Source organism: Sphingobium xanthum (genome assembly GCF_019737615.1).
Lineage (GTDB): Bacteria > Pseudomonadota > Alphaproteobacteria > Sphingomonadales > Sphingomonadaceae > Sphingobium > Sphingobium xanthum.
This window is the reverse complement of record NZ_JAHKKS010000007.1, coordinates 207,112-221,649: the sequence shown is the minus strand read 5'-3', so window position 1 is coordinate 221,649 and position 14,538 is coordinate 207,112. Positions and strand designations below refer to the sequence as shown.

At 62.7% G+C, this 14,538-nt stretch carries 9 protein-coding genes and 2 pseudogenes; 5 read left to right on the top strand and 6 right to left on the bottom strand.

The window, feature by feature from the left end; all coding sequences use genetic code 11:
* Positions 1-115: pseudogene (locus KM135_RS19810) on the top strand (IS5/IS1182 family transposase); the annotation flags it as partial.
* 155 nt (positions 116-270) lie between these two features.
* Here the strand turns inward: KM135_RS19810 and KM135_RS19805 are convergent.
* Both KM135_RS19805 and KM135_RS13240 read right to left on the bottom strand, forming a co-directional pair.
* Positions 271-780 (bottom strand): annotated as a pseudogene (locus KM135_RS19805) (tyrosine-type recombinase/integrase); the annotation flags it as partial.
* Positions 781-1,200: 420 nt separating this feature from the next.
* The gene (locus KM135_RS13240; protein WP_221714488.1) at positions 1,201-2,031 is read right to left on the bottom strand and encodes a hypothetical protein; all 831 of its coding nucleotides are present in this window, start codon (positions 2,029-2,031) and stop codon (positions 1,201-1,203) included.
* Between the two features lie 153 nt (positions 2,032-2,184).
* Here KM135_RS13240 and KM135_RS13235 point away from each other — a divergent pair, with 153 nt between their 5' ends.
* Genes KM135_RS13235 through KM135_RS13225 form a run of 3 tightly spaced genes read left to right on the top strand, consistent with a single transcriptional unit; the run spans position 2,185 to position 6,316 of the window.
* The gene (locus KM135_RS13235; RefSeq protein ID WP_221714487.1) at positions 2,185-3,543 is read left to right on the top strand and encodes a M20/M25/M40 family metallo-hydrolase; all 1,359 of its coding nucleotides are present in this window, start codon (positions 2,185-2,187) and stop codon (positions 3,541-3,543) included.
* Positions 3,540-4,706, top strand: coding sequence for an aromatic ring-hydroxylating oxygenase subunit alpha (locus KM135_RS13230; RefSeq protein ID WP_221714486.1), 1,167 nt, complete (start codon positions 3,540-3,542; stop codon positions 4,704-4,706). Before KM135_RS13235 ends, KM135_RS13230 begins: the two co-directional genes overlap by 4 nt.
* Positions 4,703-6,316 carry a phytoene desaturase family protein gene (locus tag KM135_RS13225; RefSeq protein ID WP_221714485.1) on the top strand — a complete coding sequence of 538 codons (1,614 nt, stop codon included), beginning with the start codon at positions 4,703-4,705 and terminating at the stop codon, positions 6,314-6,316. The genes KM135_RS13230 and KM135_RS13225 overlap by 4 nt, the downstream gene beginning before the upstream one ends.
* On the opposite strand, the gene KM135_RS13220 is transcribed toward KM135_RS13225, so the two are convergent.
* The 4 genes from KM135_RS13220 to KM135_RS13205 form a co-directional block, all read right to left on the bottom strand.
* A complete protein-coding gene (locus KM135_RS13220; RefSeq protein WP_221714484.1) occupies positions 6,290-7,567 on the bottom strand; it encodes an APC family permease in 1,278 nt (425 codons plus the stop codon). The two genes, KM135_RS13225 and KM135_RS13220, sit on opposite strands and share 27 nt — an antisense overlap.
* 30 nt (positions 7,568-7,597) lie before the next feature.
* On the bottom strand, positions 7,598-9,967 hold the full coding sequence (locus KM135_RS13215) for a TonB-dependent receptor (protein WP_246606064.1): 2,370 nt from the start codon (positions 9,965-9,967) through the stop codon (positions 7,598-7,600).
* Between the two features lie 147 nt (positions 9,968-10,114).
* Entirely contained in the window at positions 10,115-11,911 is a 1,797-nt protein-coding gene (locus tag KM135_RS13210; protein ID WP_221714483.1) for a tetratricopeptide repeat-containing sulfotransferase family protein, read from the bottom strand.
* Positions 11,912-11,942: 31 nt separating this feature from the next.
* Complete coding sequence (locus KM135_RS13205) at positions 11,943-12,440, bottom strand: copper chaperone PCu(A)C (protein WP_221714482.1); 498 nt, start codon at positions 12,438-12,440, stop codon at positions 11,943-11,945.
* Positions 12,441-12,617: 177 nt separating this feature from the next.
* Here KM135_RS13205 and dnaK point away from each other — a divergent pair, with 177 nt between their 5' ends.
* Positions 12,618-14,525 (top strand): molecular chaperone DnaK, encoded by a 1,908-nt coding sequence (gene dnaK / locus KM135_RS13200; protein WP_221714481.1) that lies wholly within the window; start codon positions 12,618-12,620, stop codon positions 14,523-14,525.
* Positions 14,526-14,538: the final 13 nt, after the last annotated feature.

Below are 14,538 nucleotides of genomic sequence, written 5' to 3'. Positions count from 1 at the left end.
GCGCATGTTCTGTCGCTTCAAAGACTGGCGACGCATCGCCACCCGCTTCGATCGCAACCTCAAAAACTTCATGGGAGCCATCTGCATCGCCGCTGCCGTCATCTGGTGGCTGTAGTGAGTCCGGACCCTAATACGGTGAGGCATCCTTTCTTTTTCATCCTCTTGTTTCCGCTCTATGGCTTCTGCGGTTTCGAGAATTCGCTTCCATTCATCCTCTGTGATGAAGCGCAACCGAGGCTCGATGCCCTTGATCCTGTCGGCTCGCTCCGAAGGGTTGCGATCAATCAGGCCGTTGCGGACGGCGTCGTTCAGGATTGCGTTGAACACGTTTAATTGTCGCTGCACGGAAGCCGGCTTGAGAGTTGCGCTCTGCTTCCCAATCCAGCGGTTCACATCTGCAACGGTGATGACGTTCAATGCCTTCTTCCCGAAGGCGGGATTCAATGCGGCGATGTTGCCTTTCGTGACGCCATAGGTCTTGATCGTAGGCTTTTTCCTGTCGAGCCAATCGGCGGCATATTTCTCGAAGAGTGGCACCTCTTCCGGTTCCAGCGGCTCTCCGCGATCAGCGAGACCTTGCAATCGATCACGTTCCGTCACCAGTCCTTGCCAGTCCCATGACGAACGCTTTCCCAGCTTGTGCTCTACGGCGCCGCCGACCGGGATTGTGCGCCCTCTATAGGTGCCTCCACGGGGGAGTCTGATCTTGACCCAGACGGTTGAACTGGTCGCACCTTTGAAGATGCCAATGCCGTCACGATAGGCCGGACGCTTCTCCATGAGGGCGGGTAGGGATGCTTCAAATGCCTCGAATTCGGCGAAACGTCCTGGGCGGCCTACTGGGCGCTTGGTCACTGTCATCCTGGTTTCCTATTCCGTTGATGACAGGAATATGGGATATGCTGGTGGGGAATCCAGAAGGCGAGGGCCGTTTCAGGCAGAATTCTGCACTGATTTTCTCCCCACGCTATCCCCACTGACAACGAAAATAACTCCGGAAATCGCTCAAAAACGTCAGAAACAAGCCATTCTAAGAAATGGCGGAAATCCGGGAACGGCTATAACCACAAAGGCGCTCGATGACAGTGGATGCTCTCCTTCACACGGGTGGGGTCGTAGGTTCAATCCCTACCGCGCCCACCATTTCTGGTTCGGTCGCCGCGTTGTGACAGATCATCGTCGTGTGAACTCCCCGAACGGCTAGTCAACCCGCTCATGCGCCATGATGATGAGCGAATCTAGTTCGACCCGAAGCACGGTCAGTGGCGTCGGAACGTTGGGGCCAGCAGCGTATGGACTTGCGATGATGCGCAACGATCGATCGCCCACGAATGCTCGGTAACACGAAGCTAGCGCAAATTCCGGGATATCGGTTTCGCAGCGATCTATCCTCGAAATCTGAGCGGTTTTGATATCGCGCGCGATATCAGCGCATTCGCGATCAGTTTCGGAGGGATATTTCTCGCAGTTCAATTGGAAGCTCTGAGAGCCGGCGATCATCGCATCCATGACGCGATGGGCGAGCAGGTAGCCATCTGTCGCGGTTCGGTCGTCATCAGCAGTGAAGAACTCGTCTTCCCAGAGTTTTGCTTCTCGGCATGCGGCATCGTTGGGCGCCTGACCATAGTCGACACTTGCTTCGTAGGGAGCTGACGGCGCACGATGGAAATGAAAATATCGAGTGGCGGAGAAACCCTTCGCGGAAACTGGCGTATCGGCGTTGCCGCCATCCGTGTCCTGCGGCTCGAAGGTGATCTCCAACCGATCAATCTGGCAAAGATTCGGAACCTGCGTGGCGCGTGCGCGCGTGATAAACGACATATCGTCCAGCAGCCGGACGGGCGGCCGTCGATGATTGAACCGTTCTTCCGTCAATATCTCGCTAAGTTGGTTCATGACGCGGCGTTTCACCTCGGGTGCCGGTAATGACCGCGTTTCGGTCTTCGAGATTGTTGAATCTTCGCGAGCCACCGCTCCAGCCGCCGAAGCGGCCAATATCGCTGCGGCAATGATGTACGATTTGCCCCTCATATACCCTCCATCGTGGCTTCAACTTCAAACGGCAGACGTCGAGGGTTCAATCCCTGCTTTGCCAGTTCGAACGAAATTCTGAGGCGTTGCGCGGCTTTGCGGGCCGTGTCATCACTGCCCGGTCGAGACATTATCCGGATCGAGTAGCGGCAAATGCGTTCATTCATTCCAGCCCTTGGCCTCATTGGCCTTTCCGTAGCGGCGCAGGCTCAGACCGTGCCGCCGGCCAGGGAAATCCTCATGAAGTCGACCGCGATCCCGACGGTCGAGGGGCGCGGCAAGGTGCCGGAGCTGGCTGCTTATTATGCCGGTATCTTGAAGAACGCGGGCTACAAGGAGGACGAGGTCGTCTTCACGCCGATCGGCGAGACCGGCTATCTCGCCGCCACGCTGAAAGGCCGCAAGAGCGACAAGCCGATCCTCATGCTTGGTCATATGGACGTGGTCGAGGCGAAAGCCTCCGACTGGGAGCGCGATCCGTTCGTGCCGGTCGAGGAGAATGGCTATCTGTTCGGCCGCGGCATCGAGGACAATAAATATGACGTCGCGATGATGATCGTGACGATGGCGCGCCTGAAGCAGCAGGGCTTCAGGCCGAAGCAGGATGTCGTGCTGATCCTGACCGGCGACGAGGAAACCACGGGCATCACGGCCAAGGCGGCGGCGCAGAAATACAAGCATGCCGCGCTGGCCCTGAACGGCGATGGCGGCGGCGGTCTGCTCGGCGAGGACGGCAAGGCGGAAGTCGTCTCCCTCCAGGCCGGTGAGAAGACCTATGCGGACTTCCTCGTCACCATGACTGACCCCGGCGGTCATTCGAGCACGCCGACCGCGACCAATCCGATCTATCGCATGACGCGGGCGCTCGCCCGGCTCGAAGCGTATAAATTCCCCGCCATGCAGAACGAGCTGACGCGCGCGTCCTTCACGGCGCGTCTGGCCGACGAGACCGGTGCAAGGCGCGAGGCCATGCAGGCGTTTCTCGCCAATCCCCGGGACGACAAGGCGGCCGATACGCTCTCGACGAATCCGGAACTCATCGGGCAGGTGCGCACGACCTGCATCGCCACCGAAATCGAGGGCGGCCACGCGCCGAACGCGCTGCCGCAAACCGTCACGGCGAACATCAATTGCCGCATCTTTCCGGGCGTCGCCATTGCCGACGTGCAGGCGACGCTGTCCGAGGTGCTGGCAGAGCCGGCGATGACGATCAAGGCGGAGGGCGATCCGCTCGCCTCCGATGCGTCGCCGCTGCGCGATGACGTGATGAAGGCGCTCAAGATGGCCGTCGCCAGGCGGTTCCCGGGGACGCCGGTCGTGCCCTATATGGAGGCCGGCGCGACCGACAGCCTGTTCTTCCGCGCCGTCGGCGTGCCGAGCTATGGCGTCGCGAGCCTCGCACAGAAGAGCAAGGACCGCGTGCCGCATGGCCTCAACGAGCGCGTGCCGGTGGCGGGGATGGACGGAGCCGTCACCTATTGGATCGATCTCGTGACGGCGCTGGCCAAATGAGAGCGCGGCCTACTCTCGTCGCCGATCAGGGCGATCCGCTGGAAGGCTGGAGCTTGCCGGCCTGGACCTACAGCGATCCCGAATTCCACGCGCTGGAGCTGGAGCGCGTGTTCCGGCCGAGCTGGCAAGCGGTCTGCCATGTCAATGAGATTCCGGCGACGGGCGATTGGCGCACGCTGGATTTCCTCGGCGAAAGCATCGTCACCATTCGTGGCACTGACGGTGCAGTGCGCAGCTTCTTCAATATCTGCCGGCATCGCGGATCGCGTTTGGTCGACGGGCAGGCAGGCTGCGCGCGCAAGCTGGTCTGTCCCTATCATGCCTGGACTTACGAGACGGACGGCCGGCTGACCGGCGTTCCGGGAAAGTCCGATTATCCGGGCCTCGATCTCTCTCGTCACGGTCTCGCGCCGGTCGAGCAGGAGTTCTGGCAGGGCTTCGTCTTCGTCCGGCTGAAGGACGATGGCGGGCCATCGGTGGCGGAGATGATCGCGCCTTATGCCGACGAGGTGGCGCCTTATCGTTTCGAGGAGCTGGAGGCGATCGGCCGGGTGACCCTGCGCCCGCGCGATGTGAACTGGAAGAATGTCGGCGACAATTATTCCGACAATCTGCACATCAATGTTGCGCATCCCGGCCTGACCCGGCTGTTCTCGAAAAGCTATGCGATCGCGGCCGAACCGCATGTCGATCGCATGGTCGGCGATCTGGTCGAGCGGCCCTCTGCCAATCTCTCCGAACGGCTCTATCAGCGGCTGCTCCCGGACGTTCCGCATCTGCCGGAGAGCCACAAGCGCCGCTGGCTCTACTTCAAGCTCTGGCCGAACGTCGCCTTCGATGTCTATCCCGACCAGATCGACTTCATGCAATGGTTGCCGGTCAGCCCGACGCAGTGCCTGATTCGCGAGATCAGCTATGCATTGCCCGATGGGAGGCGCGCGATGAAGGCGGCGCGCTATCTCAACTGGCGGATCAACCGGCAGGTCAATCTGGAGGACACGGCGCTTATCACGCGGGTGCAGCAAGGCATGGCCTCGCACAGCTTTTCGGTCGGTCCGCTGGGGACGAGCGAAGTCTGCCTGCGCAGCTTCTGCCGGCGGATGCGAGATCTGATCCCGCAGGCGCGGCAGGAAGCGCAGCCTGCGCCGGGCTGGTCGGCATGACGGGCCGGTACGATGCCGTCATCATCGGCGGCGGCCATAATGGCCTCGTCTGCGCCTTCTATCTCGCGCGTGCCGGCCTGTCGGTGCGTGTGCTGGAGCGGCGCGATGTCGTCGGCGGTGCAGCCGTCACCGAGGAGTTCCATCCCGGCTTCCGAAATTCGGTGGCGAGCTACACGGTCAGCCTGCTTCAGCCCAAGGTGATCGCCGACATGGGGCTGGTGAAACGCGGCTATCGCGTGATCGAGCGGCCCATTTCCAATTTCCTGCCGCAGGAAGATGGCGGCTATCTGAAGCTCGCCGGCGGGCTAGAGCGGACACAGGCGGAGTTCCGGAAATTCTCGAACGCCGATGCCGAGGCGCTGCCGGCTTACTATGATATGCTGGATGGCGTCGCCGATTTGCTGCGCGACATGGCGCTCAAGACGCCGCCCAATGCGGGAGGAGGCTGGAGCGCGCTCATCGATGCGGCGATGCAGGGGCGGCGCTTCGCGAAAATGGGGCTGGCGCAGCAGCGCGACGTGCTCGATCTCTTCACCAAGTCGGCGCGCGATTTCCTGAATGGCTGGTTCGACAGCGAAGCCGTGAAGGCCGCGTTCGGGTTCGATGCCGTGGTCGGCAATTATGCGTCACCCGATACGCCCGGCAGCGCCTATGTCCTGCTGCACCATGTCTTTGGCGAGGTGAACGGCAAGAAGGGCGCCTGGGGCCACAGCATCGGCGGCATGGGGCGGATCACGCAGCTCATGGCCGATGCTTGCCGCGAGGCAGGCGTCGAGATCAGCCTGGAAAGCCCGGTTGCGCAAGTGCTGGTCGATGGCGGCATGGTCGCCGGCGTACGCCTCGAAAGCGGCGAGGAGATTGCGGCGCGGCGGGTGATCGCCAATGCCGGCCCGGCCTTGCTCTATAATCGCCTGATGGACCCGGCCGATTTGCCGGCAGATTTCGCGCGGCGGATGAAGGGCTACAAGGCGGGATCGGGCACGTTCCGCATGAATGTCGCGCTCTCCGATCTGCCGCGCTTCTCGGCGCTGCCGGAGGCGGGTGAGCATCATCGGAGCGGTATCATCCTGGCGCCGACTTTGGACTATATGGACCAGTCCTTCGTCGATGCGCGGGCCTATGGCTGGTCGAAACGGCCAATCGTCGAGATGCTGATCCCATCGACTGTGGACGACAGTCTGGCTCCGGCCAGCCAACATGTCGCCAGCCTCTTCTGCCAGCAATTCGCGCCGGTCCTGCCGGACGGGCGACGCTGGGACGATCCGAAGGAAGAGCAGGGCGCCATCGACGCGATCTTCGACACGATCGAGCATTTCGCGCCGGGCTTCCGCAAGACCGTGCTCGGCTATAGCGCGCTCTCGCCGCTTGGGCTGGAGCGCAAGCTGGGGCTGGTCGGCGGCGACATCATGCACGGTCATATGTCGCTGGATCAGCTCTGGGCAGCGCGGCCAGTGCTGGGACATGGCAATTATCGCGGGCCGGTGCGCGGGCTCTATATGTGCGGGGCGGGTGCCCATCCGGGCGGCGGCGTCACCGGCGCGCCGGGCCATAATTGCGCGCACGAAGTGCTGCGCGACGGGAATTCAGGTCGCTGGCCGCAAGCGGTGTGAGGCTTCGCGCCGCGCCAGCCAGTAGAAGGGCAGGCCGGCCAGCATGAGCAGGATGCCGAGCAGCGAGGCATCCCATCCGGTGCCGACCAATGCCCAGAGACCGAACAACAGGCCGATGATCGCCGCGGGGATCGCCACCCGCTGCTTGAGCGCCACGAGAGCGACGGCGAGATAGAGCCAGATCGTAATCGAAGTCGTCAGCAGCAGAATGAAGGAGAAGAGGGCGGCCATGGACCGGCTGCTGTTGGCAATCACGAGCAGGCTCGCGAGCGCGGCGGAAATCAGCAGGCAGCGCACGCCGATGCCATTGGGCGCCGTCTTCGCGAACCACGCCGGCATCATGTCGCGCCGAGCAAGCTCGAGCAGCATCTCACCCTGTACCAGAGTCCAGCCGTTGAGCGCGCCGATGGCGCTGATCGCGGCGAAAATGCCGATCACCGCTGCCGGGCCTGGTGCCCAGTAGGTCGCGATGAACAGCGCGAGCGGCGCCGGCGAGGAGGCCAGCTGGGCGGTAGGCATCAGCAGCATCATGCCGGTGCAGATGAACAGGTAGATGAGACCGGTCAAAGCCATGCCGATCATCGTGGCGCGGGCGACGTTGCGTTGCGGATCGGCGATCTTGTGTGAGGCGCCGCAGGCTGCCTCGAAGCCGATGACGGCAAAGAGCGCGATCGACGTGGCGGCGTTGATCGCGGCGAAGGATAGGGCGGCGGCGGGCTGCTGGACGCTCGCCGTGCCGGTGTTGGCAAACAGCAAGGCGATCAGGCCGCCAACGACTGCCAGTGGTATAAGCTTGAGCAGCATCGTGACGAGCTGAACGCCGCCGACCAGCCGGACACTGGCTAGATTGACCAGCGTGAGCAGCCATATCAGCGCGAGCGCGGACAGCGCCGGATGCTCGCCGAGAAATGGAATGAAGGCAGAGAGATAGCTGAGCGCGCCGACCGCCAGCGCCGCCGTCGTGGTCCAGCATGAGACCCAATAGCTGAAAGCGATCAGAAAACCGGCCGGTCGGCCGAAGCTGAGTTCGACCAGTTCGGCGGGTCCGATGGCTCCCTTGTGGGAGCGGCAAAGCGCCGAGATCACATAGGCGAGGCAAAGGCAGCCGCCGATCGTGATGAGCCACCCGATGATCGCATTCCAGCCGAACGGAGCGAGGGCGGCCGGCAGCAGGAAAACGCCCGTGCCGATCATCCCGCCCATGACCAGGGCGATGGCGCCGGGCAGGCCCAGACGGGCGCGATCACTCATCCGCGTCGCGCCCGGAGGCTATCGCTGCAATCAGAAACGCTGCGCCACCTTGATCCCGAACAGCTGAGGCTTGATCGGGTAGATGCGATAATATTGTCCGCAATAAACCGGGGCACAGAAGCTGTTATGGCTTAGCTCCCCGCGTTCGTCGAACGCATTCTGGATGAACGCCTCGAGGCTGATGTCGCCGATCTTGGTACCGACCGAGAAATCGACCGTCGTGAAGGGCGGCGTGTCCTCAAGGATCGCCGCCTCGACCGGGCCGAGATAGCTTGTCGTGCTGGTCTGATGCAGCACGCTTGCCTGCACGAAGCTCTCGCCGCCGCCGATATCGAACTCGTAGCGGCCGGTGACCGTGCCCTTGAACTCGGGCTGGATCGGCAGTCGCGTCCCCTTGGGCGCCGAGATGGTCGCGCCCGAACAGGTCGGGAAGGGATTGCCGGTCGTGAGGTCGATCGCACAGAAATTCGTCTTCAGCGCGGCGTTGTTATAGGCGCCGGTGCCGGAAAGGGTGAACGCGCCCATCCGCCAGAAGAAGTCGAGCTCCACGCCGTATACGCGCGCATCGCCGGCATTGTAGACGTTGGTGACGCCCACCGATCCCGGCGGAGAAAGCGCATATTGCAGCGCTTTCCACTCCTGATAGTAAGCCGCGCCGTTGACGCGCAGTTTTCCGTCGAGCCAGCTCGTCTTCCAGCCCAGCTCGAAATTGTCGATCGTGTCGGGGCTATAGGGATTGATGCCCGGACGCCGGTTATTGCCGCCGGGCCGGAAGCCGGTCGAATAGGTCGCATAAAGCATGCGATCCTCATCCGCCTGCCAGGTGAGCGTGACCTTGTGCGTCTCGCCGCTCTCGCTCGCTTTCTTGTCGATCGTCTGGCAGCTGCCGATCGTGATCGGGACGGTGCAGCCAGCGCCCGCGGCATTGCTGGCAAAGCCCGAGAAGCCGGTCAGCGTGTTCTGATACCAGAAGGCGCGGATGCCTCCGGTCAAGGTCAGGCTTGGCGTGATGTCGAACGAGGACTGGGCAAAGGCCGCATAGTCCCGCGCGATGATCTCGGTGTCAGTCAGGAAGATATTGTCGCCCTGCACGTTGAGGCCAAGGCCGGTCGAGGCGAGGCCCGGGATGTTATATTCCGCGAGATTGGTGTTGGATTGGCGCTGCATGAACATGCCTGCCGTCATGCGGAAGCGATCCGTCGCCGGGGAAGAGACGCGGAACTCATGCGTCTGCTTGGTGAGCTGCTGCTTGTTGTGGAACTTCTGCGTCGGGTCCAGATACCCACCGCTCGGGAGCGGGAAGTTCGTATAACCCGGCACATTGTCGTAATAGACCGTGTAATAGCTGTAGTCGCTGGTGATATCGAGCGAACGCTGGTGGATGCTGCCCGAATAGACGATGTCCCAATCCGACAGCTTGCCCTCGATCGTCAGCGCGGCGAGATACCATTTGTCCTGCGTGTGGCTGGGCACGAAATCATGGACCTCCAGATCGCCGACGCGCGGATCGTAGAGGAAGCTGCCGTTGGTCTGCTGATGCTGGGCGAGGCCGGATAGCGTGGCGGTCCAGTCATCGTCGAGATCGACCTTGAGCGCGGCGCGCCCGCCATAGGTCTCGACATCGTTGAAATCGTCCTCGACCAGCGCGGTGTTGCTGACGGTCTTGTCGTTGGTCGGATCGCTGTCCGAGAGCGTATAGACCCGGGTGCCGGGCGTGTTGTCGATATAGCCGCCGACCCGCTCGTAGAAGCCGCTGACGCGCAGCGCCACCGTCTCGCTCAGCGGCAGGTTGACGAAGGCCTCGGCGCTGCCGCCAATGTCGCCCTTGCCGAACTTGTTGAGCTGCAGGTCATAGCCGCCCTCGAAACGCGATGCGGTCGGCTTGTTGGTGATGATGCGCATCGTGCCCGAGAGCGAACTGGCGCCGAACAGCGTGCCTTGCGGACCCGAGAGCGCCTCGACGCGCGAAATGTCGTAGATATGCACGTCCAGCATGGCGCCGATGGTCGTGACCGGCACCTCGTCCAGATAGACGCCCGTCGTCGGCAACGCGCCGCCCGGCAGGCCGTCGCCGCCGCTGGCGATTCCGCGGAAAAACAGCTGGCTTTGGCCGGGGCCGAACGACTGGTAGCTCACACTCGGCAGGAGCTTCGCATAATCGTCGAAGCTGGCGGTCTGATGCTGCTCCAGGGTCTGACTGCCGAGCGCCTGAAGGCTGATCGGCACACGCTGGATGTTCTCCTCGCGCCGCGTTGCCGTCACGATGATCACGTCGCTGCCGTCGTCGGCAGCGGCCTGGGGTTCCTGCGCGAGTGCCGCGCCGGAGGTGCCGAACATCGTGGAGGCGAGCAACAAAGCGCTGGTGGTTCGCACGGAACGAAGCGGTCGAGACTTGGTCATCACAGGCGTCTCCCTTTATGCTGTCGCGCACAAATTCGGCCTGATTTTGGAAAAGGTGAAGGGGGATTCGCGCGACTAGAAAGGTGAGTTAGTGATATATTGCAGTAGCGTGACACAAATGCCACGGCGCACGAAGCGGCAGGCGTTTCACCCACGCCGCAGCGTTGGAGGAAGCGCAGGATAATATTCGAGAATTTCGCCGAGGGCATTTTTCAGCGGGCCGAGCCAGGGTTCATAGGGCGACCAGGACGCAAGACCTTCGCGATTGATCGGACGACGCACCTGCTCACTGCTCGCTGTACGCACTGGGCGATTCGTCTCCCAGAAGCGGAGGCAACGATCCTCAAACGGAAGATCGAGCTGCTTGAGCAAAGCACGGATCGCGGAGTCGCTGTCGTCGATCAAATCCTCGTAGATCACGCGCCGGACCTGGCCGGGCTGCACGGCGTCCCAGTGCGCCATAAGCGCGACATAGTCGGCATAGTATTGCCCGAGGCCCGCCAGATCGTAGCTGAAGCCTTGGCCCCGCGCGAAATGCTGCTTGAAGTTGGAGAAACAGCTCGCAAGCGGATGTCGCCGGGCGTCGATGATCCGGGCGTTTGGCAGGATCAGCCGGATAAAGCCGACATGCATCCAGTTATTCGGCAGCTTATCGATGAAGAATGGCCGGTAGGTCTTGCGCTGGATGCGCGTGCGATCGAGATAGGCCTCGCCGAGCGCGCGCACTTCGCTCGCGCCGAGATTTGCGATTTCCGCGGGATAGATGCCATCCTTGCCGCAGGCCTGAGCGACTAGCGCGGGTATATCCGGCAGTTCCATCGTCCCTTCGACCGCGCTGTGGCTCGCGAGGATCTGCTCGATGAGGGTCGAACCGGCGCGCGGCATGCCGAGGATGAAGATCGGATCGGGGGCGGGGCAGCCCCATTCGGCGCGCTCGGCGAAGAACATATCGCTGAACGTCTCGCGCGCCTTCTCGACGAAGCGCGAGATGAGGGCAGGCTCATAGCCGAGCTGGCCGTGGCGGATTGCGTTGCCCCGCGCATAATGATCGAAGCTCTCCGGCCATTGCTCGCGCTCCTCATGCGCCTTGCCGAGCGCGAAATGCAGATGCAGCCGATCGTCGTCGGACAAGGCGGGGGCGTTCAGCGCCTCGCTCATGCGTGAGAGGTCGTCATCGGGGAAGCGCGTCGTCTTGAGATTGGCGAGGCTCCACCAGACCTCGCCCAGCGTCGGTTGCAGGTCGAGCGCGGCGCGATAGGCGGCGATACTCTCCTGCTGCTGGCCGACGGTCTTGAGCGCATGACCCAGGCTCATCCAGATCTTGGGCTGGCCGGGCATTTTCTCCAGCACATTGCGATAGAGCGTGATCGCTTCCTCGAACTCGCCGATGCGGCCGAGCGCGGCGGCGCGCAGATTGGCGTATCCGGGATTTTCGTTGTCCGCTGTCTCGACCTTGTCGAGCTCGGCGAGCGCCTCGGTCGTGCGGTTCTGGCGATGCAGCACGGTAGCGAGGTTGGCCCGCGCCGCCGCGAAAGCGGGCGCCAGCTCCAACGCGCGGCGGAGCAGATTTTCAGCATCGCCGAGGCGATTGATGCGCCCCGCCAGCTCGGCGAACATGCGGATCGCGGCGACATCGTGCGGGATCGCCTTGAGTCGTTCACGCAACAAACGTTCGGCGACAGGCAGCGCGCCGGTTGCGAGCGCATGCGCAGCCTGCTGGAGATCGGGATCATGGACCGACGCACTGATAGCGTCCAGTTCGCTCGCTTCCGCTTCATCCTCCCGCCCCAGCTTGCGGAGGGCGCGGGCCGCAAGACGGTGCGCTTCGGCATTGGTCGGCTCGACCCGGATCAGTCGGCGCGCATCGCCCAGAGCCGTCGCAGGCGCCTCGTCGAGCGCGCGGCGGATCTGGCCAAGCGTGGGGCGCGGGGCGGAGACGAGCATCTCGCTTTGCCTAACGCGACGTATGACGCGGTCAATGCCCGCTATGATTGCCGATATCGTCGCTCGCGGCATTGCCCGCCGGCGCTGTGGCCGCGCTGCCGTCCGCCTTCTGCACGGCCGCATCGACCAGGATGCGGTCGCCATTCGAGAAGATGAAGGTGAAGCTCATCTTGCCGTCGGCAATGGCTTGCGGGTTCACGTTCCACAGCATGACGTGCTTGCCGCCCGGCTCGAACTTGACCGTGGACTTGGCCGGTACATCGACTGTCTCGACCTTCTTCATCGAGGCCATGCCGTCCTGCGTCATGCTTTCGTGCAGCTCGAGGCGGACGGCTTCCTCGGTCGTCACGTCGCGCAGAACCACGGCCTCGCCGCCGCCGTGAATGGTGAAATAAGCGGCGGACGGCGCATTGGGATTTGCATTGAGGCGGACATAGGCGCCATCGACGTATAGCGGGGGCGGTTCGCTGCATCCCGCCATCGCGATCAGCATGGCACCCATCATCATGGTTGACGGGGTAAAGCGCATCCTCTGTCTCCTTCGTCGAGCCTGTCCCGAAATTGTCCGCTTCTCTATGCACCCGCATGACTTGTGCCAAGCGAAAGCCGCCCTATATCCGCCCACGAAACGGTGTTCCCGGGTTGGCGCACAGCGTGACCCGGAGCCGTGAACCGCTGAACTTATTTGGGGTACAAGAGGGCAAACATGGCTAAGGTTATTGGTATCGATCTCGGCACGACGAACAGCTGCGTCGCCGTAATGGACGGCGGAAAGCCTAAAGTGATCGAAAACGCCGAAGGCGCGCGCACGACGCCGTCGATTGTCGCTTTCGCCAAGGATGGCGAGCGGCTCATTGGTCAACCGGCGAAGCGTCAGGCCGTTACCAATCCGGACAACACGATTTATGCGGTGAAGCGCCTGATCGGCCGCCGCTTTGACGATCCCATGACCAAGAAGGACATGGAGCTCGTCCCCTACAGCATTGCCAAGGGCCCGAATGGCGACGCCTGGGTCAAGGCCGGCGGCCAGGACTACAGCCCGTCGCAGATCAGTGCGTTCATCCTGCAGAAGATGAAGGAAACCGCCGAGGCCTATCTGGGCGAGACGGTGACGCAGGCCGTCATCACGGTTCCTGCCTACTTCAACGACGCGCAGCGCCAGGCGACCAAGGACGCCGGCCAGGTCGCGGGTCTCGAAGTGCTCCGCATTATCAACGAGCCGACCGCGGCTGCTCTGGCCTATGGCCTGGACAAGCAGGATGGCAAGACCATCGCCGTCTATGACCTTGGTGGCGGCACGTTCGACATTTCGATCCTCGAGATCGGCGATGGCGTGTTCGAGGTTAAGTCGACCAATGGCGACACGTTCCTGGGCGGCGAGGATTTCGACGCCAAGGTGGTTAGCTATCTGGCCGAGGGCTTCCAGAAGGATGAGGGCATCGACCTCACCAAGGACAAGCTCGCCTTGCAGCGCCTGAAGGAAGCAGCCGAGAAGGCCAAGATCGAACTCTCGTCGGCACAGACGACCGAGGTCAATCTGCCCTTCATCACGGCCGATCAGAATGGCCCCAAGCACCTCGTCAAGACGATCACGCGCGCCGATCTGGAGCGCCTGGTCGAGGATCTCATCAAGCGCACGCTCGAGCCTTGCCGCAAGGCGATGCAGGATGCCGGCGTCTCGTCCAGCGAGATCAGCGAAGTCGTTCTTGTCGGCGGCATGACCCGCATGCCGCGCGTCCGCGAGATCGTGAAGGATTTCTTCGGCAAGGAGCCGCACACGGGCGTCAATCCTGACGAAGTCGTCGCCATGGGCGCCGCCATTCAGGCCGGCGTTCTGCAGGGCGACGTCAAGGACGTGCTGCTGCTCGACGTGACCCCGCTGTCGCTCGGCATCGAGACGCTGGGCGGCGTGTTCACCCGCATGATCGATCGCAATACGACGATCCCGGCCAAGAAGAGCCAGGTCTATTCGACCGCCGAGGACAATCAGCAGGCGGTGACAATCCGCGTGTTCCAGGGCGAGCGCGAAATGGCGGCGGATAACAAGCTGCTCGGCCAGTTCGATCTGGTCGGCATCCCGCCGGCGCCGCGCGGCGTGCCGCAGGTCGAGGTCACGTTCGACATCGACGCGAACGGCATCGTGAACGTGTCCGCGAAGGACAAGGGCACCGGCAAGGAGCAGCAGATCAAGATCCAGGCCTCGGGCGGTCTGTCCGAGACCGACATCGAGCAGATGGTCAAAGATGCCGAGCGCTTCGCTGAAGAGGACAAGAAGCGCCGCGAAGGCGCCGAGGCTAAGAACAATGCCGAGAGCCTGATCCATACGACCGAGCGCCAGATCGCCGAGCATGGCGACAAGGTGGAGCCGGCACTTAAGGAAGAGATCGAAGCGGCTATCTCGGTTGCCAAGAGTGCCGTCGAGAGCGGTGACGTCGAAGCGATGAAGGCCAAGACGCAGGATCTCGCCCAGGTCTCGATGAAGCTGGGTCAGGCGATCTACGAGAAGGAGCAGGCCGCATCCGCTTCCCCCGGCGCGGAAGGCCCCGCTCAGAACGCCGATGAAGACGTGGTCGACGCGGAGTTCTCCGAAGTCGAAGACGACAAGAAGGCATAAGACAATGACATCG